The sequence below is a fragment of the Mycobacterium sp. genome (assembly GCF_046095365.1).
Classification (GTDB): Bacteria; Actinomycetota; Actinomycetes; order Mycobacteriales; family Mycobacteriaceae; genus Mycobacterium.
On the sequence record NZ_JBJTJF010000203.1, the window covers coordinates 44,290 to 66,167 of the forward strand.

General features: G+C 69.3%; 21 protein-coding genes. 8 read left to right on the forward strand and 13 right to left on the reverse strand.

The window, feature by feature from the left end; translation table 11 throughout:
• Positions 1-11: 11 nt before the first annotated feature.
• From ACKOQ4_RS15860 to ACKOQ4_RS15870, 3 genes are all read right to left on the reverse strand, one after another.
• Positions 12-467, reverse strand: coding sequence for a hypothetical protein (locus tag ACKOQ4_RS15860; protein WP_526293531.1), 456 nt, complete (start codon positions 465-467; stop codon positions 12-14).
• Positions 464-1,609, reverse strand: a complete 1,146-nt coding sequence (locus tag ACKOQ4_RS15865; RefSeq protein ID WP_526293533.1) for a 3-ketosteroid-9-alpha-hydroxylase subunit A — start codon at positions 1,607-1,609, stop codon at positions 464-466. Before ACKOQ4_RS15865 ends, ACKOQ4_RS15860 begins: the two co-directional genes overlap by 4 nt.
• A gap of 76 nt (positions 1,610-1,685) precedes the next feature.
• Positions 1,686-2,948 carry a hypothetical protein gene (locus tag ACKOQ4_RS15870; RefSeq protein ID WP_526293535.1) on the reverse strand — a complete coding sequence of 421 codons (1,263 nt, stop codon included), beginning with the start codon at positions 2,946-2,948 and terminating at the stop codon, positions 1,686-1,688.
• A 58-nt stretch (positions 2,949-3,006) separates the two neighbouring features.
• Between ACKOQ4_RS15870 and ACKOQ4_RS15875 the strand changes: the two genes are divergently transcribed.
• Entirely contained in the window at positions 3,007-3,534 is a 528-nt protein-coding gene (locus ACKOQ4_RS15875) for a gamma carbonic anhydrase family protein (protein WP_526293574.1), read from the forward strand.
• A 1-nt stretch (position 3,535) separates the two neighbouring features.
• Here ACKOQ4_RS15875 and ACKOQ4_RS15880 read toward each other — a convergent pair whose 3' ends face one another.
• Genes ACKOQ4_RS15880 through ACKOQ4_RS15890 form a run of 3 tightly spaced genes read right to left on the reverse strand, consistent with a single transcriptional unit; the run spans position 3,536 to position 6,767 of the window.
• The gene (locus ACKOQ4_RS15880) at positions 3,536-4,711 is read right to left on the reverse strand and encodes a thiolase family protein (RefSeq protein ID WP_526293537.1); all 1,176 of its coding nucleotides are present in this window, start codon (positions 4,709-4,711) and stop codon (positions 3,536-3,538) included.
• A complete protein-coding gene (locus ACKOQ4_RS15885; protein ID WP_526293539.1) occupies positions 4,704-5,765 on the reverse strand; it encodes a beta-ketoacyl-[acyl-carrier-protein] synthase family protein in 1,062 nt (353 codons plus the stop codon). Before ACKOQ4_RS15885 ends, ACKOQ4_RS15880 begins: the two co-directional genes overlap by 8 nt.
• 9 nt (positions 5,766-5,774) lie before the next feature.
• A complete protein-coding gene (locus ACKOQ4_RS15890) occupies positions 5,775-6,767 on the reverse strand; it encodes a Zn-ribbon domain-containing OB-fold protein (RefSeq protein WP_526293541.1) in 993 nt (330 codons plus the stop codon).
• A gap of 56 nt (positions 6,768-6,823) precedes the next feature.
• On the opposite strand from ACKOQ4_RS15890, the gene ACKOQ4_RS15895 reads away from it, so the two are divergent.
• A complete protein-coding gene (locus ACKOQ4_RS15895) occupies positions 6,824-7,855 on the forward strand; it encodes an LLM class F420-dependent oxidoreductase (protein WP_526293542.1) in 1,032 nt (343 codons plus the stop codon).
• 58 nt (positions 7,856-7,913) lie between these two features.
• On the opposite strand, the gene ACKOQ4_RS15900 is transcribed toward ACKOQ4_RS15895, so the two are convergent.
• Positions 7,914-8,654, reverse strand: coding sequence for an acetoacetate decarboxylase family protein (locus ACKOQ4_RS15900; protein ID WP_526293544.1), 741 nt, complete (start codon positions 8,652-8,654; stop codon positions 7,914-7,916).
• 56 nt (positions 8,655-8,710) lie between these two features.
• On the opposite strand from ACKOQ4_RS15900, the gene ACKOQ4_RS15905 reads away from it, so the two are divergent.
• Positions 8,711-9,907, forward strand: a complete 1,197-nt coding sequence (locus ACKOQ4_RS15905) for a cytochrome P450 (protein ID WP_526293547.1) — start codon at positions 8,711-8,713, stop codon at positions 9,905-9,907.
• A gap of 22 nt (positions 9,908-9,929) precedes the next feature.
• Here the strand turns inward: ACKOQ4_RS15905 and ACKOQ4_RS15910 are convergent, their stop codons facing one another.
• Entirely contained in the window at positions 9,930-10,724 is a 795-nt protein-coding gene (locus tag ACKOQ4_RS15910) for a crotonase/enoyl-CoA hydratase family protein (protein ID WP_526293549.1), read from the reverse strand.
• Positions 10,725-10,747: 23 nt separating this feature from the next.
• Between ACKOQ4_RS15910 and fadD19 the strand changes: the two genes are divergently transcribed.
• The 3 genes from fadD19 to ACKOQ4_RS15925 are packed head-to-tail and all read left to right on the forward strand — an operon-like array spanning position 10,748 to position 15,097.
• A complete protein-coding gene (gene fadD19, locus ACKOQ4_RS15915) occupies positions 10,748-12,424 on the forward strand; it encodes a medium/long-chain-fatty-acid--CoA/3-oxocholest-4-en-26-oate--CoA ligase (RefSeq protein ID WP_526293551.1) in 1,677 nt (558 codons plus the stop codon).
• A complete protein-coding gene (locus ACKOQ4_RS15920; RefSeq protein ID WP_526293553.1) occupies positions 12,424-13,539 on the forward strand; it encodes an NAD(P)H-dependent flavin oxidoreductase in 1,116 nt (371 codons plus the stop codon). Before fadD19 ends, ACKOQ4_RS15920 begins: the two co-directional genes overlap by 1 nt.
• A gap of 1 nt (position 13,540) precedes the next feature.
• Positions 13,541-15,097 (forward strand): acetolactate synthase large subunit, encoded by a 1,557-nt coding sequence (locus tag ACKOQ4_RS15925; RefSeq protein WP_526293554.1) that lies wholly within the window; start codon positions 13,541-13,543, stop codon positions 15,095-15,097.
• Here the strand turns inward: ACKOQ4_RS15925 and fadD17 are convergent.
• From fadD17 to ACKOQ4_RS15940, 3 genes are read right to left on the reverse strand one after another with little or no spacing between them, the layout of a single operon-like run.
• Complete coding sequence (gene fadD17, locus ACKOQ4_RS15930; RefSeq protein ID WP_526293555.1) at positions 15,094-16,605, reverse strand: long-chain-fatty-acid--CoA ligase FadD17; 1,512 nt, start codon at positions 16,603-16,605, stop codon at positions 15,094-15,096. The two genes, ACKOQ4_RS15925 and fadD17, sit on opposite strands and share 4 nt — an antisense overlap.
• The gene (locus ACKOQ4_RS15935; RefSeq protein ID WP_526293556.1) at positions 16,605-17,702 is read right to left on the reverse strand and encodes an acyl-CoA dehydrogenase family protein; all 1,098 of its coding nucleotides are present in this window, start codon (positions 17,700-17,702) and stop codon (positions 16,605-16,607) included. Before ACKOQ4_RS15935 ends, fadD17 begins: the two co-directional genes overlap by 1 nt.
• Positions 17,703-17,713: 11 nt before the next feature.
• Entirely contained in the window at positions 17,714-18,895 is a 1,182-nt protein-coding gene (locus ACKOQ4_RS15940; protein WP_526293557.1) for an acyl-CoA dehydrogenase, read from the reverse strand.
• A 151-nt stretch (positions 18,896-19,046) separates the two neighbouring features.
• Between ACKOQ4_RS15940 and ACKOQ4_RS15945 the strand changes: the two genes are divergently transcribed.
• On the forward strand, positions 19,047-19,238 hold the full coding sequence (locus ACKOQ4_RS15945) for a ferredoxin (RefSeq protein ID WP_526293558.1): 192 nt from the start codon (positions 19,047-19,049) through the stop codon (positions 19,236-19,238).
• Between the two features lie 13 nt (positions 19,239-19,251).
• Positions 19,252-20,169 carry a 3-oxoacyl-ACP reductase gene (locus ACKOQ4_RS15950; RefSeq protein WP_526293559.1) on the forward strand — a complete coding sequence of 306 codons (918 nt, stop codon included), beginning with the start codon at positions 19,252-19,254 and terminating at the stop codon, positions 20,167-20,169.
• 10 nt (positions 20,170-20,179) lie between these two features.
• Here ACKOQ4_RS15950 and ACKOQ4_RS15955 read toward each other — a convergent pair whose 3' ends face one another.
• Positions 20,180-21,625 carry an alpha,alpha-trehalose-phosphate synthase (UDP-forming) gene (locus tag ACKOQ4_RS15955; protein ID WP_526293560.1) on the reverse strand — a complete coding sequence of 482 codons (1,446 nt, stop codon included), beginning with the start codon at positions 21,623-21,625 and terminating at the stop codon, positions 20,180-20,182.
• On the reverse strand, positions 21,625-21,789 hold the full coding sequence (locus ACKOQ4_RS15960) for a hypothetical protein (RefSeq protein WP_526293561.1): 165 nt from the start codon (positions 21,787-21,789) through the stop codon (positions 21,625-21,627). The genes ACKOQ4_RS15955 and ACKOQ4_RS15960 overlap by 1 nt, the downstream gene beginning before the upstream one ends.
• Between the last annotated feature and the right edge of the window lie 89 nt (positions 21,790-21,878).

Here is a 21,878-nt window from a genome sequence, read left to right on the forward strand (position 1 = left end):
GTCCCGGCGAGTCAGCCGTCGCCCGGGGCGGGGGCGCTGGAGTACTCCTCCAGACACCCCTCGGCCACGGCGTGTTTGATGCTGTCGACCAGGCGCGGGCAGGAGGGTGTCCGGGCACTGTCGCCGCCGGAGGCGCGGATCTCGGCGAAGTAGGCGCAGCGGTCCGACGCGTCGGTGTTCCACTGCACAGCGGTGTAGGGAGCGCCGAGTTTCTTCACCTTCACCGAGGCGTGGCAGAAGCGGCAGTCGATCCCGGCGAGCCCGGCGGTCAGGTAGCGCTCCCGGTCCCGGCGGGTGGCCGCATGCACGGCCGCCGCGCGCACGGGGTCGTCGGCGAAGTCCGGGGCCTTCGACCACGTCGTGACGTCGTCGTCGTCGCCCGGTCGGTGCTCGTCGCCGTGATCCCCGTGCAGCATCAGCATCGACCGGGCCAACCGGTCGGCATCGGGGATCTGATCGGAGGTCATGATGCCGGCTGTCCCGCTTCGGACGCCTCAGCCTGCCTGCGCAGGTTCTCCTGCACCTCGACGCCCCACTTCTCGTTGGCCTTGGTGGTGTCCACCTCGAGTTCGAAGCGGTCGGTCATCTCCGGGGTCACGTCGGCGACGTCGACGTAGAACTGCTGGTACCACCGGCGCATCTGGTAGACCGCGCCGTCCTCCTCGACCAGCAGCGGGTTCTCGATGCGGGTCTTGTGCTTCCAGATCTCGACGTCCTGCAGGAAACCCTTGCTCACGCCCGCGGTCATCGCCTCGGCAACCCGCTCGGACATGGCGTCGTCGAGTCCCTTCGGCTTCTCGACGATCACTCCCCAGTGCAGCATGAAGGAGTCCTGGGTCACCGGGTAGTGGCAGTTGATCAGTATCGATTCAGCCTTGTACGTGCCGTAGGTGTTGTGCAGCCAGTTGATCATGAACGACGGGCCGAAGTAGCTCGCCTCGGAATCGAGCTGCGAGTCGCCGTAGGAGGTGCCCATGTCGTTGATGTCGGGGCGCCCGACGTTATGCAGGTACTGCGAGGCGATGTGACCCTCGAAGACGTTCTTGAAATATGTCGGCAGCCCGAAGTGGATGTAGTAGAAGTGCGCCATGTCGGTGACGTTGTCGATGATCTCCCGGCAGTTCGAGCCCTCGATCAGCATCGAGTTCCACCGCCAGTTCGTCCAGTCGTCGCTGGCGTGCTCGGGTATTTCCGGAATCCGCACCTCCGGCTGCGGGGGATTGCCCTCGTGGTCGTGCCAGACGAACAACAGCCCGCCGCGGACGTCGGTGTGCCAGGACCGGGTGCGGGCCAGTTTCGGGGTCCGCTTGGCGTAGGGAACCAGCTTGCACCGGCCGTCGCCGCCCCAGCGCCAGTCGTGGAACGGGCAGGCGACCTGGTCCCCCTTGATGGTGCCCTGCGACAGATCGCCGCCCATGTGCCGGCAGTACGCGTCCAGCACGTGCAGCGCGCCCTCGGAGTCGGCGAACACCACCAGCTTGGTGCCGAAGGCATGAATCGGGTGCGGCCGGCCGTCCAGGAAGTGCGTGACCGGGCCCAGGCAGTGCCAGCCACGCGCGTACCGGTCCGGCAGGATCCCGGTGTCTATCTCGCGAATGTCGGTGGTCATCTCGCGCCTCGCTGTCGTCTCCGCCGTTATAACTAGAACACGTTACAGTTTTGCCGCCCCGGCGCGCAACGCGTCCTCAGCGTGCGGTGACCGGCACCGCCCGGTAGGCCGCGATCTCGTTGGACATCACGGTCTGCGTCAGGGTGTACGTCGGGCCCGTCGCGGCGATCGTCCACTTCTGGGAGGCTTTGCCGGCGCTGGCGTTGAACCTGCTGTCGGGCACCGCGGCCATCGTGTTGTAGCGGTAGAGGTTGTAGGTCTTCCCGGCGGTCAGACCGGAGACGGTGATGGTCAGCGTCACCGGTTTGGCTGCGGGGCGGGCGTTCGACCCGTTGGCGATCGCCGGTGACTCGCCGTTCACGCTCGTCGTCAGCCGCACCGGCACGGTCTCGCGGTCGAGGTCGGCGACCCCGGTGATGGCGATCCCGTAGTCGGCTCCGCTGCTCAGCGAGTACACCGGGGCCTGTGCGGAGTTGGCCTGCCGCCGGGTCGCGGGGAAGCCGCCCAGCGCGTAGCTGAACACGTACTGGGGCAGGCCGTCGGGCGTGCCGGTCCACAGACCGTTGTCGCTGAACGTGATGACGTCGTCGGAGTAGTAGGCGGCCGGCGTGGTCAGCGGGCGCGTGGACGAGAACCCGGTCACCGTCACGATGTGGTCGTACTCGGCATCGCCGGCGTTCGGGTTCGCCGATCCGTAGAAACTCCGCTGGTTCATGTAGACGCCGATCACCACCGGGTAACCCGCGGTCACGTTGGACTTGACCCAGCTCAGGAATTGGGCCGTGCCGGTCTGCTTGGCGGTGTTGAACGGCACCGCCCTCAGGTGCATCGCCTTGGCGGCGGCCACGTCGTTGACACCCAGCAGCAACTGCGACGAACGCAGGTTCTGCCGGCCGTTGTTGCTCGCCAGCGCCCGTGCGTCGTACTGCGACATGTACTGGCCGTAGTTGAGGCCGGCGCTGACGAACGACATCTCACCGCAGTAGCCGGAGTTGGTGTACCACTGCCGACGGGACGGAATGGGGTTGGCGACGCGGTAGGTGGTGACCGGCGCAGCGGCCCGGGATGCCGGCCGGGGCGCGGAGCCGGAGCGCGGCGCGGCGGCCGCCCGGGCCGGGCCGGGCCGGGCGGTCTTCGCCGCCGCCGGAACCGAAACGACGGGAGTGCGGACCCGGGGGAGGGCCCGCACGGATCCAGCGGCCCGACTATCGGAGCTCTCGACGCGGGAGACACCGCCGCCCGCGGAGTCGGCGTGGGCGACGCCCGATCCGGCCAGGGCCGCGCCCACACCGACCAGCAGGGTCCCGGCACCCAGCCACCGGTGGCGCGACGTGGCCATGCTGGTCCCTTCGGTCGATAATTCACAGCCTAGTCCGGTGCTGCGGTATATCTGGACGATGCCGATGTACTCCTTCGAGGGCCGATCGCCCAAGGTCGATCCCACCGCCTTCGTCGCCCCGACCGCCGTCCTTGTCGGAGACGTCACCGTCGAGGCGGGTGCATCGGTCTGGTTCAACGTGGTGCTGCGCGCCGACTACGCCCCGGTGGTGATCAGGGAGGGCGCCAACGTTCAGGACGGTTCGGTTCTGCACGCGCCGCCGGGAATCCCGGTCGATGTGGGGCCGGGCGCCACCATCGCCCACATGTGCACCGTGCACGGCGCGCACATCGGGGCCGAGGCGCTGGTCGCGAACCACTGCACGATCCTCGACGGCGCGGTCATCGGTGCGCGCAGCCTTATCGCGGCGCAATCCCTGGTGGTGGGCGGAACCCAGATTCCCCCCGAGGTGCTGGTCACCGGCGCGCCGGCGAAGGTCAAGGGCCCGATCGCGGGCACCCGCTCCGAGGTCTGGGTGGAGGCGAACCCGCAGGCTTACCGCGACCTGGCCCAGCGGTACATCGACGGTTTGCGTCCCGTCGAGTAGCTCAGGCCGCCGGCTTGTCGGCCCCGACCACCCACATCGAGTAGTACTGAGAGCCCCCGCCGTAGGCGTGGCCCAGCGCCTTGCGGGCACCGGGCACCTGGTGCTCGCCGGCACCGCCCATCACCTGGATGGCGGCCTCGGCGAAGCGGATCAATCCCGATGCGCCAATGGGATTCGACGACAGCACCCCGCCGGAAGGGTTGACCGGCAACAGTCCCCCGATCGCGGTCTCGCCGGCCTCGGTGAGCTTCCAGCCCTCGCCTTCGGCGGCGAAGCCGAGGTTCTCCAGCCACATCGGCTCGAACCAGGAGAACGGGACGTAGATCTCCGCCACGTCGATCTCGTCGATCGGACTGCTGATGCGGGCCGCCTTCCACAGCGCGGCGGCGGCGTCCCGGCCGGCCTGGGGATTGACCTGATCGCGCCCGGAGTAGGCGATCGGTTCGGTTCGCAGGGCGGTGGCATGCACCCAGGCCACCGGGTGTCCCTGTGCAACGCGGCGGTCGGCGGTCGTCTCGTCCCCGATGACCACCGCGCACGCCCCGTCGGAGGACGGGCAGGTTTCGGCGAAACGGATCGGGTCCCACAGCATGGGGGACTCCAGCACCTTCTCCAGGGTGATGTCGGGTTGCCGCAGATGCGCCAACGGGTTTCGGGCCCCGTTGAGCCGATCCTTGACAGCCACCATCGCCCCGATGTGCGAAGGGGCGCCCGACCGGCGGATGTAGGCCCGGATGTGCGGCGCGAAGTAGCCGCCGGCCCCGGCGCCCACCGGTTTGGTGAACGGGACCGGAATCGACAGCGCCCACATCGCGTTGGACTCGGATTGCTTCTCCCAGGCGACCGCCAGAACCCGGCGGTACTTTCCGGACTGCACCAGGCTGGCGGCCACCACGCCGGTCGAGCCGCCGACCGAACCGGCGGTGTGGACCCGGATGAGCGGTTTGCCCGTCGCGCCCAGGGCGTCGGCCATGAACAACTCCGGCATCATCACGCCCTCGAAGAAGTCCGGCGCCTTGCCGACCACCACGGCATCGATGTCCTCGAGGGTGGAACCGCTGTCGGCCAGCGCCCGGTCGATGGCCTCCCGGACCAGGCCGTTCATCGAGACGTCGTGGCGCGCGGCGACGTACTTCGTCTGACCGGTACCCATGACGGCGGCGAGGTGCTTAGGCATTCCGTCCCTCCAGCACGGCGACCAGATTCTGTTGCAGCACCGGACCGCTCGTCGCATGAGCCAGTACCCGTTGCGCCGATCCGTCGAAGATGTGCCGGGCGGCGAACCCGATGCGCTCCAGTCCGGTGGAGAACATCGGGTTTGCGGCCAGTGCGCCCCCGGAGGGGTTGATCTTCGTGGACGGCTGCAGCCCGATCGCCTCGGCCAGGATCAGATGCTGATGGGTGAACGGAGCGTAGATCTCCGCCACGTCGATAGCGCCGGTGTCACCGCCGGTGGCTGCCTCAGCCGAGGCCGTCGTCGACGGTGAGGTGGTCAGATCGCGGGCACCGAGCCCCGGCGTCTCGATGCGATGCTCGAAACCCGTTATCCAAGCCGGTCTTTCGCGTAGTTCGCGGGCCCGGCCGTCGGCGGCGATCACGACCACAGAAGCGCCGTCGGTGATGGGCGCGATATCGTGCCGGCGCAGCGGATCGGCGAAGAACGGCCGGCTCAGCAGGTCGTCGATACTGTCGGCCGGCCTCACCGAGTCGGATCGCGGGGCGGCCGCAAGGGAATCCAGCGCCACCTGAGCCATCTGCTCCTGAGTCCATTTGCCGTTGTCCAGCCCGAACCGGGCCTGCAGGCCGGCCATCGACACCGCATCCGGCATCAGGGGGGCCACCGTGTACGGGTCGGTCTGCAGGGCGAGGACGCGCCGCAGGGTGCCGGCACTGGATTTGCCGAACCCGTAGACCAGTGCGGTGTCGACCTCGCCGGTGAGCACCTTGATGTAGGCCTCGTAGAGCGCCCACGCCGCGTCCATCTCGACGTGTGACTCGTTGATCGGCGGGACGGCGCCGATCGCGTCGATCGCGTTGAGGAAGGAGAACGCGCGTCCGGCGAGGTAGTCCGAGGACCCCGAGCACCAGAACCCGATGTCTTTCTGGCTGATGCCCAGTTCTCCGTACACCTGGTGGAAAAGCGGCATCAGCATCTCGACGCCGTTGGTGGTGCCGTCTGTTCGGCGCAGGTGCGGGGCGTGGGCGAAGCCGACGACCGCGACGTCTCTCATCGTGGCTTCCTAAAGGTGTTGTTTGTAGGTGTCGTAGTCGGCGTCGGGCTCCCCGGTCGGCCTGAAGTAGTCGATGTTGTCGATGCCGAAGTCCCTTTCCTCCCGCGGTTTCCAGACCGCCTCCACGCGCATGCCCATCCGGACGTCGGCGGCGTCGATCTCGGTGACCAGGTGCAGGAACGGGATGTCGGCACCGTCGAGCAGGACGTAGGCCGCCACGTACGGGGGTTTGATGCGCTGCCCGGGGAAGGGGATGTTGATGATGGCGAAGGTCGTGACGACGCCCCTGTCGGGAAGCTCGACGAACTGGTCGAGTTCCCTGCCGGTGGCGGGGTCGGCCTCCCGCGGCGGGAAGTACACCTTGCCGTCGTCGCCGGACCGGGCGCCCAGCAGTGTGCCGTTCTGCAGGGCGCGCAGGAAGATGCTCTCCGGCCGCGACGCACTGTGCTGCACCCGGAGGAACTCCGGCACCTCCATGATCGCGATCGGGTCGCGGTCGTCGATCGTGCCGGGAACCGGTTCCGGGGTGTCCCCGGGGGCGAAGCAGGCGATGTCGGTGATCGCGCCCACCGGTTCGTCCACCCAGTGCGCGTGCACCCGGTCACCGGTACGCACCTGGCCGTCCACCGCGTGCAGCAGGGGGGTGTCGGCGCCGTCGAGTTTGATCAGCGCCCACGCGAACGGCCGGTCCAGCGGCTGGCCTTCCAGGGGCTCGGACTGCCAGGTCCACGACAGCACGGTTCCGACGCTGCCGACCGGCACGATCTCGGTGAGCCGCGCACAGCTGACCGGGTCGTACTCGACGACGGGTACGTGCACCCGTCCGTCGGTGCCGCGAACCCCGACGATGCGCCGCTCGCGCAGGGCGGTGAAGAAGGCGCTCAGCGTCGGGCCGACCGAACGCTTGTAGTCGAATGACAGTGTCAGCGGAGCGGAGAGCGGGGGTTCGTGGGAATCTATCAGGGCTCTGACAGCAGGAGTGGTGCTCTGGCTGACGCTCACGGCTTCGAGTAGAACAGGTTCTAAGAACGCTCGCAAGGACGGAACGAGGACGCCTCATGAAGCTGGGTCTGCAACTCGGGTACTGGAGCGCGCAGCCGCCTGCCAACCACGCCGAACTGGTGGCCGCGGCCGAGGAGGCGGGCTTCGACACCGTGTTCACCGCCGAGGCGTGGGGCTCGGATGCGTTCACCCCGCTGGCGTGGTGGGGCCGCCAGACGGTGCGGATGCGGCTGGGCACCTCGGTGGTGCAACTCTCGGCCCGGACGCCGACCGCGTGCGCGATGGCGTCGCTGACTCTCGACCACCTCTCCGGGGGCCGGCACCTTCTCGGCCTCGGCGTCTCCGGCCCGCAGGTGGTCGAGGGCTGGTACGGCCAGCGTTTCCCCAAACCGCTGGCGCGCACCCGCGAGTACATCGACATCGTGCGTCAGGTCTGGGCGCGGCAGGCACCGGTCACCAGCCCCGGCCCGCACTACCCGCTGCCGCTGAGCGGCGAGGGCACCACCGGCCTGGGCAAGGCGCTCAAGCCGATCGTGCATCCGCTGCGCGCCGACATCCCGATCATGCTGGGAGCCGAGGGTCCCAGGAACGTCGCGCTGGCTGCCGAGATCTGCGACGGCTGGCTGCCGATCTTCTACTCCCCGCGGCTGGCCGGCATGTACAACGAATGGCTCGACGAGGGCTTCGCCCGGCCCGGGGCCCGACGCAGCCGCACCGACTTCGAGATCTGCGCAACCGCACAGGTCGTCGTCACCGAGGACCGAGCCGCGACGATGGAGATGATCAAGCCGTTCCTGGCCCTCTACATGGGCGGCATGGGCGCCGAGGACACCAACTTCCACGCCGACGTCTACCGGCGGATGGGTTACTCCGACGTCGTCGAGGACGTCACCCGGCTGTTCCGGTCCGGGCGGAAGGAGGAGGCGGCGACCGTCATCCCCGACGAACTGGTGGACGACTCGGCGATCGTCGGCGACGTCGACTACGTCCGTAAGCAGATCGCCCTGTGGGAGGCGGCCGGCGTGACGATGATGGTCATCGGCGCCCGGAGCCCCGAGCAGATCCGCGACCTGGCGGGCCTGCTCTGAGCGGGCCTTGCGACGCCGTTAGAACACGTTCTAGATTGGCCGGGTGGCGACAGGGCGCTCAGCGTGGGGTGTGAGCGATGACCGCGGCGTCGCCGAAGGTCATCTCCACGTTGCCGACCGAGCCGGAGACCATCGGCGGCTTCGGCAGGCCGAGGGCGGCCAGTTCCCTGGCGTAGGGGTGGTCTCCGAGTCGCAACCGGGCGCCGCCCGGGCGCAGCCGCACCCGGGAGTTCCGCATCTCCCACGGCACCTCGCGGGTGGTTCCGTCGGCAAAGGCGTAGGTCTTGAGGACCGCGGGGTCCGAGCGCAGCGAGGGGATCGGCAGGCCGCGGCTGAAATCCATGCTTGCGATCAGCGATCCGCCCTCGGACACCGAGAAGCCGAACGCGCCGTGGCCGCCGCCGTCGCGAACGGTGAAGTCGGCCATGATCTTCGGGAAGCCCCAGATCGCGCGGCCGGCCTCCAGCGTGAAGGACTGGTCGACCGGGAGATGGTGGATGAAGGCCGCCGCGCCGGCCAGGGTCCGCAGGCCGCCGGCGTTCGAACCGGGCGGGTTGACCATCACGCAGGTGCCGAACTCGTTGTAGCGGCCGAGGTCTCCGTCGGTGTAGCGGGCCAGCATCAGCGTCACCACCGCACGGCCCGGCCGGAACCGGCACACCTGCAGACCGCTGTAGTCGATGAGACGCTGGGCGGCGTCGGCGGGCACCGAGAACATCGCCGTGTGCACGTCGGCCTTGCGGACCCGCACCGGCATGGTCAGCACCGTGCCGGCGATCGTGTACCGGGCCGCGGGCATGTCACCACCCTAAACCGCCGGGTGAGTGCGGCGGAAGAACCGGAAGGGGCCGGCCGATGAGTACCAGACCGGACGTGGACCTCACCGACGGCGCGTTCTTCGCCGACGGGTCGGCCGGCGGCGCCTACCGCTGGATGCGTGCCAACGAACCGGTGTTCCGCGACCGCAACGGTCTGGCCGCCGCTGCGACCTACCAGGCGGTGCTCGACGCCGAACGGAACCCGGAGGTCTTCTCCAACACCGGCGGCATCCGGCCCGATCAGCCGGCGATGCCGTACATGATCGACATGGACGACCCCGAGCACCTGCTGCGCCGCAAGCTCGTCAACGCCGGCTTCACCCGAAAGCAGCTGACGGACAAGGCCGCCGGCATCGAAACGCTGTGCGACACCCTCATCGACGCCGTTTGCGAGCGCGGCGAGTGCGACTTCGTCCGGGACCTCGCGGCTCCGCTGCCGATGGCGGTCATCGGCGACATGCTCGGCGTGCTGCCGGAGGACCGGGCGACGCTGCTGAAGTGGTCCGACGACCTGGTATGCGGACTCAGTGCCAGCGCCGACGCCGCGGCGCTTCAGGCGGTGATGGAGGCGTTCGCCGGCTACCAGGGCTTCGCGATGCAGACCACCCTCAAGCGCCGGGCCGAGCCGACCGGGGACCTGTTCTCCATCCTGGTGAACTCGGAGGTGGACGGCCAGCGGATGAGCGACGACGAGATCGTCTTCGAGACGCTGCTGATCCTGATCGGCGGCGACGAGACCACCCGTCACACGCTGACCGGCGGAGTCGAGCAGTTGCTGCGCCGTCCCGACCAGTGGCGGCGACTGCTGGCCGACCCGGCTCTGGTGGCAGGGGCCGTGGAGGAGATGCTTCGCTGGACCGCTCCAGTGAAGAACATGGCGCGAACCGTGATGCGGGACAACGAGTTCCACGGCACGCAGTTGCGTGCGGGCGAGAAGATGCTGCTGCTGTTCGAGTCGGCCAACTTCGACGAGGCGGTGTTCGGCGACCCGGAGAACTTCCGGATCGACCGCAACCCGAACAGCCATCTGGCGTTCGGCTTCGGCACGCACTTCTGTCTGGGCAACCAGCTGGCCAGACTCGAGCTGACCACGATGCTGCGCAGGATCCTTCAGCGGCTGCCGGACCTGCGTCTGGCCGACGACTCCCCGCTGCCGCTGCGGCCGGCCAACTTCGTCAGCGGCCTGGAGAGGATGCCGGTGGTGTTCACCCCGTCGCAGCCGGTGCTGGCCTGATAGGCGCGCCTTCGACGGCAGGTCAGCGCATCTTGAACTGCGGCGGGCGCTTCTCCTTGAAGGCCAGCGGGCCCTCCTTGGCGTCCTCGGAGAGGAACACCTCGATACCGATCCGGGTGTCGATCGCGAACGCCTCGTCCTCGGGCATGGCCTCGGTCGCCCGGATCGACCGCAGTATCGCCTGCACCGCCAGCGGACCGTTGGCCGCGATCATCCCGGCGATCTCCAGCGCCTTGTCCAGTGCCTCACCGTCCGGCACCACATGGCCGATCAACCCGTACTCGAGGGCCTCCCCGGCGGTGATGTGGCGGCCGGTCAGCAGCAGATCGCAGGCGATGGTGTACGGAATCTGGCGCACCAGGCGCACCGCCGACCCGCCCATCGGGTAGAGGCTCCAGCGCGCCTCGGAGATGCCGAACTTCGCACTCCGCCCGGCCACCCGGATGTCGGTGCCCTGCAGGATCTCGGTGCCGCCCGCGATGGCCGGGCCCTCCACGGCCGCGATCAGCGGCTTGGTCAGCCGCCGTCCCTTGAGCAGACCGTCGATGCGCGACGGGTCGTAGCTGCCGTCCTTGAAGGAGTCCCCGGGCGGCTTGGCGGTCGCCGCCTTGAGATCCATCCCCGCGCAGAAGTAGCCGCCCGCCCCGGTCAGGATGCAGACCCTGATCTCCGGATCGCTGTCGACCCGGTCCCAGGCCTCGACCATGATCGAGAGCATCTCGCCGGACAGTGCGTTGCGCGACTCGGGGCGATTCATCGTCACGATCAGAACGTGCCCGCGCTGCTCGATCAGGGCATGGGCACTTTCGGGGGCCATGGTCGCCTGCCTTCCGGTCGCACTTGTGGAGAACTGTAACAGGTTCTAATTTAGGTTCCGTGGCCCTCAACATCGCCGACCTCGCCGAGCACGCCATCGACGCCGTGCCCGATCGGGTCGCTCTGATCTGCGGTGACGAGCAGATCACCTACGCCCAACTGGAGGAGAAGGCGAACCGCCTCGCCCACTACCTCATCGACCACGGAGTGCAGAAGGGCGACAAGGTCGGCCTGTACTGCCGCAACCGGATCGAGATCGTCATCGCGATGCTCGGCATCGTCAAAGCGGGCGCGATTCTGGTCAACGTCAACTACCGCTACGTCGAGGCGGAGTTGCGCTACCTGTTCGACAACTCCGACATGGTCGCCCTGGTGCACGAGAGGCAGTACGCCGACCGGGTCGCCAGCGTGCTGGCCGAGGTACCCGACGTCAAGACCGTGCTCGTCGTCGAGGACGGCAGCGACACGGATTTCCGCCGGTACGGCGGCGTGGAGTTCTACGAGGCGATCGCCCAGGGATCACCGGAACGCGACTTCGGTGCGCGCAGCCCCGACGACATCTACCTGCTCTACACCGGTGGCACCACCGGTTTCCCCAAAGGCGTCATGTGGCGGCACGAGGACATCTACCGGGTGCTGCTCGGCGGCACCGACTTCGCCACCGGTCAGTTCGTCGCCGACGAGTACGACCACGCCAAACAGGCCGCCGCCGGCCCGCCCATGGTTCGCTTCCCGATCCCGCCGATGATCCACGGTGCCACCCAGTCGGCCACCTGGATGGCGCTGTTCGCCGGCCAGACCGTCGTTCTGGCACCGGAATTCGACGCCGACGAGGTATGGCGCTCGATCGAGCGGAACAAGGTGAACCTGCTGTTCTTCACCGGCGACGCGATGGGCCGACCGCTGCTCGACGCGCTGGAGACCGCCGCGGCCGACCGGGACCTGTCCTCGCTGTTCCTGCTCGCCAGCACCGCCGCGCTGTTCTCCCCGAGTCTGAAGGACCGCTTTCTGGAACTGCTGCCCAACCGGGTCATCACCGACTCGATCGGCTCCTCGGAGACCGGGTTCGGCGGCACCAGCATCGTCGCCAAGGGTCAGACTCAGGCGGGCGGCCCGCGGGTCGCCATCGACAAGAACACCGTCGTCCTCGACGACGAGGGCAACGAGGTCAGGCCCGGCTCGGGTGTCCGCGGCATCCTGGCCAAGCGCGGCAACATCCCGGTCGGCTACTACAAGGACGAGAAGAAGACCGCGGAGACCTTCCGCACCATCAACGGGGTGCGCTACGCGATTCCCGGCGACTACGCGATGGTCGAGGAGGACGGCACGGTGACCATGCTCGGCCGGGGATCCGTCTCGATCAACACCGGCGGAGAGAAGGTCTACCCCGAGGAGGTCGAAGCCGCCCTCAAGGGCCACCCCGATGTGTTCGACGCCCTGGTTGTCGGCGTGCCCGACGAACGATACGGACAGCACGTGGCCGCCGTGGTGGCACCGCGCAAGGGCAGCCGTCCGGCGCTGGCCGAACTGGACCGCTTCGTGCGCACCGCGATCGCCGGATACAAGATTCCGCGCAGCCTCTGGATCGTCGACGAGATCAAACGCTCACCGGCGGGCAAGCCGGACTACACCTGGGCCACCGAACAGACCAGGCGGCGACCCGCCGACGAGGGGCACGCCAAACACGGCGGGAGTCGCTGATGCGCACCCAACTCTGCGACCGGTTCGACATCGAGTACCCGATCTTCGTTTTCACCCCGTCGGAGAAGGTCGCCGCCGCGGTCACCCGGGCCGGAGGAATGGGGGTGCTGGGCTGCGTGCGGTTCAACGAGCCGGACGAGCTCGAGTCGGTGCTCAGCTGGATGGACGACAACACCCTCGGCAAGCCCTACGGCGTCGACGTGGTGATGCCCGCGACGATGCCCACCGAGGGCAGCACGCTCGACATCGGCCGACTCATCCCGCCGGCCCATCGCGACTTCGTCGCCAAGACCCTGGCCGATCTCGGCGTGCCGCCGCTACCCGACGACGGCCCGGGCAGCGAGGGCGTGCTGGGCTGGCTGCACTCGGTCGCCCGTTCCCACGTCGAGGTGGCGATGGGCCACCGGATCAGCCTGATCGCCAACGCGCTCGGCTCACCGCCGGCCGACGTCCTGGAACAGGCCCACGCCGCCGGGGTCCCGGTCGCCGCACTGGCCGGAACGGCCGCCCATGCCCGCCGGCATGCCGGCAACGGCGTGGACATCGTGGTCGCGCAGGGTTACGAGGCCGGCGGGCACACCGGGGAGATCGCATCCATGGTGCTGGTGCCCGAAGTCGTCGACGCTGTCGGCGACATACCTGTGCTGGCGGCCGGCGGTATCGGCACCGGGCGGCAGGTGGCCGCCGCCCTGGCACTCGGGGCGTCGGGCGTATGGATGGGCTCGGCGTTCCTGACCGCCGCCGAGTACGACCTCGGCGCCCGGGGCGGCGGTCCGTCGGCGATCCAGCAGGCCCTGCTGGCGGCGACGTCCAGTGACACCGTGCGCCGCCGCATCTACTCCGGAAAGCCGGCCAGGCTGCTCAAGAGCCGGTGGACCGACGCCTGGGATGCCGAGGGCGCCCCGGAACCGCTGCCCATGCCGTTGCAGAACGTCCTGGTGGCCGAGGCCCATCGGCGGATGAGCCTGTCGCAGGACCCGACCGCGGTGGCGATGCCGGCGGGCCAGATCGTCGGCCGGATGAACGAGATCCGCCCGGCCGCGCAGATCGTCGCCGATCTGGTGGCGGGCTTCGACGCCGCGACCCGGCGGCTCGACGAGATGCGGGGCGGTTGACGTGAACGGGGCGCGCGCACTGATCACGACGCTGGTCGACAACGGTGTGCAGGTCTGTTTCGCCAACCCCGGCACGTCGGAGATGCACTTCGTGGCCGCACTGGACGCCGTGCCCGAAATGCGCGGCGTGCTGACCCTTTTCGAGGGCGTGGCCACCGGTGCTGCCGACGGCTACGCGCGGATGTCGGGGCAGCCCGCCGCGGTGCTGCTCCACCTCGGCCCGGGTCTGGGCAATGGGTTGGCCAACCTGCACAACGCCCGCCGGGCCCGGGTGCCGATGCTGGTGGTGGTCGGCGACCACGCCACCTACCACAAGCGCTACGACGCGCCGCTGGAGTCCGACATCGACTCCGTCGCCGGCACGGTCTCGGGCTGGGTGCGCCGGACGATGCGGACGTCGCAGGTCGCCGCCGACGCCCTCGACGCCCTCGCCTTCGCCAGGGCCGAGCAGCGCATCGCCACCCTCATCCTGCCGGCCGACGTCTCCTGGCAGGAGGGCGCCGCACCGGCCCAACCCGTTGCGCCGCAGCACTACCGCGACCCGGTCGAGCTCTCCGGCGTCGAGGATGCGCTGCGCTCCGGTGAGCCGACGGTCATCCTGGTCGGTGGGGACGCCACCCGTGCGGCGGGTCTGGGCGCGGCCGCCAGGCTGGCCGGCGAGTTCGGTGCGAGGTTGTTCTGCGAGACGTTCCCCACCCGCCTGCAGCGGGGTGCCGGAATTCCCGCCGTGGAGCGAATCGCCTACCTGGGAGAGGCCGCTGCCGCCCAACTCGACGGCACCCGGCAGCTGATCCTGGCCGGGGCGGCGTCGCCGGTGACGTTCTTCGGCTACCCCGGCAAGCCCAGCGATCTGGTCCCCGAGGGCTGTGCGGTGCACCGGCTGGCCGGTCCGGTGGGCGCGGCAGCGGCGCTGAGCGACCTCGCCGACCGGCTGGCTCCGGGCGCCGTGGCCACCCCCGCGCCCGCGGCGCGGCCGCAACTGCCGTCGGGTCCGCTGACCGTGCAGACCTCCGCGGAGGTGATCGGCGCCCTGCTGCCGGAGCGCGCGATCGTCGTCGACGAGTCCAACACCTCCGGGTTCCTGCTGCCGGCGACCACCGCCGGCGCGCCCGCCCACGACTGGCTGACACTGACCGGGGGGTCCATCGGGTTCGGGCTGCCGGTTGCGATCGGCGCGGCGATGGCCGAGCCGTCGAGACCGGTGCTGTGCCTGGAGTCCGACGGGTCGGCCATGTACACCATCTCCGCACTCTGGACCCATGCGCGGGAGAAGCTGGACATCACCACGGTCGTCTACGCCAACCACGCCTATGACATCCTGCGCATCGAATTGCAGCGCGTGGGAGCCCAGGCTCCGGATCAGCCGACCGGCGCCAGGGCCGAGGCGCTCCTCGACTTGAACTCGCCGACAATGGATTTCGTGCGGATGGCGGAGGGTATGGGGGTTCCGGCCAGACGAGCGGGTAGCGCCGGGGAACTTGCCGAGGCACTGCGGTGGGCCTTCGCCGAACCCGGGCCGCACCTGATCGAAGCCGTCATGCCGTCGATGGTCGGTTAGAGCTCGAACACCGGATCGCCGCAGTCCAGCGCCTCGGCCGCGAGTAGCCGCTTGACCACCTTGAACGTCTCGGTCCGGGGCAGGGAGGCGGCCACCCGCACGAACGAGGGTCGCTGTTTGGGGCCCAGGTCGGCCTGTTCGGCGAGGAACCCGCCGAACACGGCCGGGTCGAAGACCGCGCCCTCGTCGAGCACGATCGCCGCCATGACCCGGTCCCCGACCGCCGGGTCGGGGACGCCGTACACCGCGACTTCCCTCACCCCGGGGTAGCGCAGCAGCACCTGCTCGATCGGCGCGGTGCCCAGGTTCTCGCCGTCCACCCGCATCCAGTCGCCCAATCGGCCGGCGAAGTAGACGAAGCCCGACTCGTCGCGGAACGCGAGATCCCCGCTGTGATAGATCCCCCCCGCCATCCGCTGTTGCTCGGCCCGCGGGTCCTTGTAGTAGCCGCGGAACTGCCCGGGGCCGCCCAGGTTGACCAGTTCGCCGACCACTCCGGGCGGGCAGGGTGCGCCGGTCTGGGTGTCGACGATTCCGACGTCCGGCGGCAGCGGGCCCAGCGACCCCTCCGGGGTGTCCGGAGTGCGTCCGATGGCCACCCCGCCCTCGCTGGAGCCGAAACCGTCGATGACCCTGACGCCGAACCGTTCGGCGAAGCGGCCGATGTCGCGGGGGGCGGCTTCATTGCCGTACATGATCCGCAGCGGGTTGTCGGCGTCGTCCGCTCGCCGCGGGGTCGCGAGGATGTAGGACATCGGTTTGCCGACGTAGTTGGCGTAGGTCGCCCCGAAGCGCCGGACGTCGGGCATGAACTGAGACGCCGAGAACCTGCGCCGCAACGCGATTGATCCCCGGGCGGCAACGGCGGGGGCCCAGCCGGCCATCACCGCGTTGGAGTGGAACAGCGGCATCGACAGGTAGAAGACGTCCGGGGGCCCCAGGCCGAACCGTTCGGCGAGCATCACGCCCGGGCCGGCGACCTTCTCGTGCGTGCAGCGCACGGCTTTGGGTTCGCCGCTGGTTCCGGAGGTGAAGATCAGCATGAACAGATCGTCCGGGGTGTTGCTCGGGAGGCGCAGCGGGGACTGCCGGTGGCCGGCGAGTTCGTCGTGCCACGCCGGTGAGGACACGTCGACGACCGGCATCCCGGGCGGCCGGAATCCGGTTCCGTACGAACCTGTTTCACCGTCTGAAAGCACCAACTGGCAGTCGGCGTGGCTGATGTCCCGGCGTAGCGCGATACCCCGCCGTGTCGGATTGAGGCCGACCAGGACAACCCCGCCGAGGGCGGCGGCGACCAGCAGCGCGGAGAACAGCGGGGTGTTGCCCAGAAGCACGCCGACATGCGGGGGTCGGTCTGGATTCAGCCGCGAGCGCAACAACGCGGCCAGGTCGGCGCCGGTCTGAATGTGTTGGCGCCAGCTGGAGTACGAGCCGTCATCGGCAGCGATGCCCCGGTCGTCGACCTCGGCCAGGGGCTCGAGGAGGCGGGTGACGGTGGGAAACACTAGGCCGGGGTGTCGGCCAGCTCCCGACCGATCGCCCGCAACTGTGCGGATGCGCCGCCCAGGGCGAACTCGGTCTGCTTGGCGGTGATGAAGTAGCGGTGCACCGGGTGGTCCATGTCGATGCCGACCCCGCCGTGCACGTGGACAGTGGTGTGGGCGACGCGATGCCCGGCCTCGGCCGCCCAGAACGCGGCGGTGGCAACCTCAGCGTCGGCCGGGAGGTCCTCGGAGAGCCGCCAGGAGGCCTGTTCCAGGGTCAGTCGCAGGCCCTTGACGTCGATGTAGTCGTCGGCCAGTCGCTGGGAGACGGCCTGGAAGCTGCCGATCGGGCGGTCGAACTGTTCGCGTGTCCGCGCATACTCGGCCGTGAGCTCCAGCGCCCGTTCCAGCACGCCGAGCTGATAGGCGGACAGTCCTACGGCCCGCCGCGCGGCAAGCCAGGAAAGCGTCTCGCAGTCCCCGATCACCCTGCCCTCGTCCACCTCCACCCCGGCCAGTTCCAGCTCACCGGAACTGTTGAGCCCGGTGGTCAGCAGGCTGGTCACCGAGACCCCGGGATCGGTGGCGGTGATCAGGAAGACCTTTGTGCCCGAGTCGGTTTCGGCTGGAACGATGAACGCGTCGGCGACCGGGCCGAACGGCACCTGGGTGCGCACGCCGGTCAGCCGGAACCCCTCGCCGGAGGCGGTCGCCCGGACCGGTCCCTGTCCCAGCTCGCCGTCGAGGGCAACCGTCAGGATCTTCGTCCCGGCCACGGCCGGCACCGCCCATTCACGTGCCAGCGCGGGCGACCCGAAGCGGGCCAGCGCGCCGGCGCCCAGCACCACCGACTCCAGGTACGGCACTGCGGCCAGCCGGCGTCCCAGGGCGGTGAGGACGGCCGTCTGCTCCAGGACGCCGTAGCCTCCCCCGCCGACGGACTCGGGGGCGGCGGTGGAGAGGACGTCGGCGTCGGCGAGCTTGCGCCACAGCGTCGTGTCCAGGCGCTGGTCCAGCTGGTCGAGGCCGCGGTGGTGCTGCGGGGTGCAGACCGCGTCGACGATGGTGACCACAAGCCCGGAAAGGTCCTGCGCTGCTTCGGTTCTGGTGAAATCCATGCCTGCTCCTCTCAGCGGTTGCGGGGCAGGCCCAGTGCCACCATGCCGATGATGTCTCGCTGGACCTCGTTGGTGCCGCCTCCGAAGGTGAGGATCAGCGAGGATCGGTGCATTCGTTCCAGCCGCCCCCGCAGCAGCGCACCGGGCGAGTCGTGCCGCAGGGTGGCCGACGGGCCGAGGATCTCCATCAGCAGCCGGTAGGCCTCGGTGGCCAGCTCGGTGCCGAACACCTTGGCCGCCGAGGCATCCGCCGGCGAGGGCGATTCGTCGGCGGAGGACGCCAGCTCCCAGTTGATCAGCTTGAGGTACTCGGCCTTGGCGTGCACGCGGGCCAGGTTCAGCTGAACCCACTCGGCGTCGATCAGTCGGGCACCGCCGGCGTCCTTGGTGTTCTGCGCCCACTCCCGCACCTGGGTCAGCGCGGTGAAGATCGGCTGCGCCGACACCAGCGCGACCCGCTCGTGGTTGAGCTGGTTGGTGACCAGCTTCCAGCCCCCGTTCTCCTCGCCGACCCGGTTGGCGACCGGCACCCGAACGTCGGAGTAGTAGGTCGCGCTGGTGTCCGGCCCGGCCATGGTGTGCACCGGGGTCCAGGAGAAACCCTCGACGTCGGTGGGCACGATGAGGACCGAGATCCCGCGGTGCTTCTTGGCTTCGGCGTTGGTGCGCACCGCCAGCCAGACATAGTCGGCGTACTGGATCAGGCTGGTCCACATCTTCTGGCCGTTGACCACGTAGTCGTCGCCGTCGCGGACCGCGGAGGTCCGCAGGTTCGCCAGGTCGGTACCGGCCTCGGGTTCGGAGTAGCCGATCGAGAAGTGGATCTCGCCGGCGGCGATCCTGGGCAGATAGAACGTCTTCTGCTCCTCGGTGCCGTAGGCCATGATGGTCGGGGCGACGCTGTTGATCGTCAGGAACGGCACCGGGGCGCCGGCGATGGCCGCCTCGTCGGTGAAGATCAACTGCTCCATGGCCGACCGGGCCTGGCCGCCGTACTGCTCCGGCCACCCGAGAGCCAGCCAGCCGTCCTCGCCCATCTGGGCAACGGTCTCGCGGTAGACGTTGCCGATGCCGATCTCGCCGCCGGCGGTGGAGGAGAGGGCCTCCTGGCGCTCCGGTGTCATGAGCCGGCCGAAGTACGACCGCAGCTCGCGGCGCAGGTCCTCTTGTTCCGGGGTGTAGCTGATCCGCATCGCCTGCGACCTCCGGTTGGTGTTGGGCTGCTCGGCGACCCGCCGGCTGGTTTTGTTGTAACACGTTCTAGTCTTGGAATCCAGCAGAGGTTGTGACCAGCGGCTGACGTCTTCGGCCGTATGGTTGGCCGGGAGCGACCAAGGAGGAGTCATGCGTGTCGTAGTGGACCGGGACCGGTGTGAGGGCAACGGCATCTGCGTGGGGATCGCGCCGGAGCTCTTCCGACTCGACGAGGACGAGTACGCGGTCGTCACCGCCGACCCCGTCCCCGCCGACCAGGAGGCCCTGGCCGAACAGGCGATCGCCGAGTGCCCGCGGGCGGCGTTGAGCCGGCGGGACTAGAGGTCGTCACGAATTGACTGCTCAACAAGGCGGCCCGACCGATCTGTCCGGCCGGGTGGCGGTGGTGACCGGCGCGGCCGCCGGTCTGGGCCGCGCCGAGGCGATCGGCCTGGCCCGGTCCGGCGCGACGGTGGTCGTCAACGACATGCCCGGCGCCCTGGACGCCTCCGACGTTCTCGCCGAGATCGCCGCCGCGGGCGGCACCGGGGTCGCCGTCACCGGGGATGTCAGCCTGCGCTCCACCGCTGATGAAGTCGTGTCCTGCGCCGAGCGCCTCGGGGGTCTGGACATCGTCGTCAACAACGCCGGGATCACCCGCGATCGGATGTTGTTCAACATGACCGACGAGGACTGGGACGCGGTGATCGCCGTGCACCTGCGGGGCCATTTCCTGCTGACCCGCAACGCCGCGGCGTTCTGGCGCGCGAAGGCCAAGGACGCCGGCGGTTCGGTGTACGGCCGGCTGATCAACACGTCCTCGGAGGCGGGCCTGTCCGGGCCGGCCGGGCAGGCCAACTACGGTGCGGCCAAGGCCGGTATCACCGCGCTGACCCTGACCGCCGCGAAGGCCCTCGGCCGCTTCGGGGTGCGGGCCAACGCCATCTGCCCGCGGGCCCGCACCGCGATGACCGCGGAGGTCTTCGGGGACGCCCCGGATCCGGCCGACGGCGGGATCGACCCGCTGGCACCGGAGCACGTCGTCAGCCTGGTGCGCTTTTTGGCCTCCCCGGCCTCCGATCACGTCAACGGCCAGTTGTTCGTCGTCTACGGACCGACGGTCACGCTGGTGGCCGCGCCGACCGCCGAGCACCGCTTCCACGCCGACGGCGAGGCCTGGGATCCGCAGGCGCTGAGTGCGGCGATGCGGGACTACTTCGCCGAGCGCGAACCCGACCGCAACTTCGGCGTCATCGGACTGATGGGCGACTGAAGGCTTCCGCTCACGCCGAAGTGCCCGACTTGGTCTGCGCCAGCGCGTCGAGGAAGGCGTGGGCCCAACGGTCCACGTCGTGGGTGAGCACCTGTCGGCGCAACGCCCGCATCCGGCGCCGGCCCTCCTCAGGCGTCTGGGTGAGGGCGGCCTCGATCGTGTCCTTGACCCCTTCCAGATCATGCGGGTTGGTCAGGTAGGCCTGGCGCAATTCGGCTGCCGCACCGGTGAATTCGCTCAACACCAGGGCGCCGCCGAGATCGCTGCGGCAGGCGACGTACTCCTTGGCCACCAGGTTCATCCCGTCCCGCAGGGGAGTCACCAGCATGACATCGGCGGCCACATAGAACGCGATCAGTTCGTCTCGGGGCACCGGCCGGTGCAGGTAGTGGATCACCGGGTGGCCGACTTCGCCGTACTCGCCGTTGATGTGGCCGACCTGTTGCTCGACTTCGTTGCGCAGGATCCGGTAGCCGTCGACGCGCTCCCGGCTCGGGGTTGCCAACTGGACGAAAACGGTGTCGTCACCTTTGATCCGGCCCTCGGCGAGCAGTTCGGAAACCGCCGCCAGCCGGACGTCGATACCTTTCGTGTAGTCCAGGCGATCGACTCCGAGCAGGATCTTCCGCGGGCTGCCCAACTCGGCGCGGATCTGTCTGGCACGCCGGCGGATCTCACGGTTGCGGCCCTGACGGTCCAGTTCGGCGGAGTCGATCGAGATGGGGAATGCGCCGACTCTGACGGTGCGATCGGCCAGCCGGACCTCGCCGAGCCGGGACCGCACGCCAACCGTCGCGCGGGTGGTTTCGACTTCGGCCAGTTGCCGCGCGAGGTAGAGGAAGTTCTGTGCGCCGTCGGGCAGATGGAAACCCACCAGATCCGCGCCGAGCAGACCGTCGATGATCTCGGCCCGCCACGGGATCTGCATGAACAGTTCCACCGGAGGGAAGGGGATATGCAGGAAGAACCCGATGGTCAGGTCGGGCCGCAACTCCCGCAGCATCTTCGGCACCAGCTGCAGCTGGTAGTCCTGCACCCACACGGTGGCTCCGGGGGCCGCGGCGCGGGACGCCGCCTCGGCGAAGCGGCGGTTGACCTCGACGTAGCGGTCCCACCACTGGCGCTGATAGAGCGGCTTGACGATCACGTCGTGGTAGAGCGGCCACAGCGTCGCGTTGGAGAACCCCTCGTAGTACTCGGCGACATCCTGCTCGCTGAGCCGCACCGGGAACAGCCTCAGGCCGTCCTGGACCATCGGTTCCTCGGGACCGTCGGCGATGCCCGGCCAGCCGATCCAGGCCCCGCGCTGTTTGCGCAGCAGCGGTTCCAGGGCGGTGACGAGCCCCCCGGGGCTGCGCTTCCAGTTGGTGGTGCCGTCGTCCAGGCGCTCCATGTCGATCGGCAGCCGGTTGGCGACCACCACGAAGTCGGAGTTCCCGGCGGCTCCGGCGGACACTAGGCCTCGAGCTTTGAGGGCCCAATGCCGAGCATCGAGAGGAACACCCGGCACTCGTCGGCGTCGGTGGCGTAGGCGGCGACCACGCGACGGGCCTGGCGGGCGGTGCTGTCGGCCAGCGCCTCGACGTCGTCAATCTCCGCGGGATCGGGTTTGGCAGGCATGTCTCAACTCTAGGTCACAGCGGGCCGGGGAGCCTTATCGGCTGATAAGAGCCGCCTGGACGCCGGGCATGTCGGCCTCGCCGCGGGCC

What these genes read in the sequence shown, in the direction of transcription:
- ACKOQ4_RS15860 (WP_526293531.1), bottom strand. Translation starts at nt 467, where the DNA reads ATGACCTCCGATCAGATCCCCGATGCCGACCGGTTGGCCCGGTCGATG.
- ACKOQ4_RS15865 (WP_526293533.1), bottom strand. Translation starts at nt 1,609, where the DNA reads ATGACCACCGACATTCGCGAGATAGACACCGGGATCCTGCCGGACCGG.
- ACKOQ4_RS15870 (WP_526293535.1), bottom strand. Translation starts at nt 2,948, where the DNA reads ATGGCCACGTCGCGCCACCGGTGGCTGGGTGCCGGGACCCTGCTGGTC.
- ACKOQ4_RS15875 (WP_526293574.1), top strand. Translation starts at nt 3,007, where the DNA reads ATGCCGATGTACTCCTTCGAGGGCCGATCGCCCAAGGTCGATCCCACC.
- ACKOQ4_RS15880 (WP_526293537.1), bottom strand. Translation starts at nt 4,711, where the DNA reads ATGCCTAAGCACCTCGCCGCCGTCATGGGTACCGGTCAGACGAAGTAC.
- ACKOQ4_RS15885 (WP_526293539.1), bottom strand. Translation starts at nt 5,765, where the DNA reads ATGAGAGACGTCGCGGTCGTCGGCTTCGCCCACGCCCCGCACCTGCGC.
- ACKOQ4_RS15895 (WP_526293542.1), top strand. Translation starts at nt 6,824, where the DNA reads ATGAAGCTGGGTCTGCAACTCGGGTACTGGAGCGCGCAGCCGCCTGCC.
- ACKOQ4_RS15900 (WP_526293544.1), bottom strand. Translation starts at nt 8,654, where the DNA reads ATGCCCGCGGCCCGGTACACGATCGCCGGCACGGTGCTGACCATGCCG.
- ACKOQ4_RS15905 (WP_526293547.1), top strand. Translation starts at nt 8,711, where the DNA reads ATGAGTACCAGACCGGACGTGGACCTCACCGACGGCGCGTTCTTCGCC.
- ACKOQ4_RS15910 (WP_526293549.1), bottom strand. Translation starts at nt 10,724, where the DNA reads ATGGCCCCCGAAAGTGCCCATGCCCTGATCGAGCAGCGCGGGCACGTT.
- ACKOQ4_RS15920 (WP_526293553.1), top strand. Translation starts at nt 12,424, where the DNA reads ATGCGCACCCAACTCTGCGACCGGTTCGACATCGAGTACCCGATCTTC.
- ACKOQ4_RS15935 (WP_526293556.1), bottom strand. Translation starts at nt 17,702, where the DNA reads ATGGATTTCACCAGAACCGAAGCAGCGCAGGACCTTTCCGGGCTTGTG.
- ACKOQ4_RS15940 (WP_526293557.1), bottom strand. Translation starts at nt 18,895, where the DNA reads ATGCGGATCAGCTACACCCCGGAACAAGAGGACCTGCGCCGCGAGCTG.
- ACKOQ4_RS15945 (WP_526293558.1), top strand. Translation starts at nt 19,047, where the DNA reads ATGCGTGTCGTAGTGGACCGGGACCGGTGTGAGGGCAACGGCATCTGC.
- ACKOQ4_RS15960 (WP_526293561.1), bottom strand. Translation starts at nt 21,789, where the DNA reads ATGCCTGCCAAACCCGATCCCGCGGAGATTGACGACGTCGAGGCGCTG.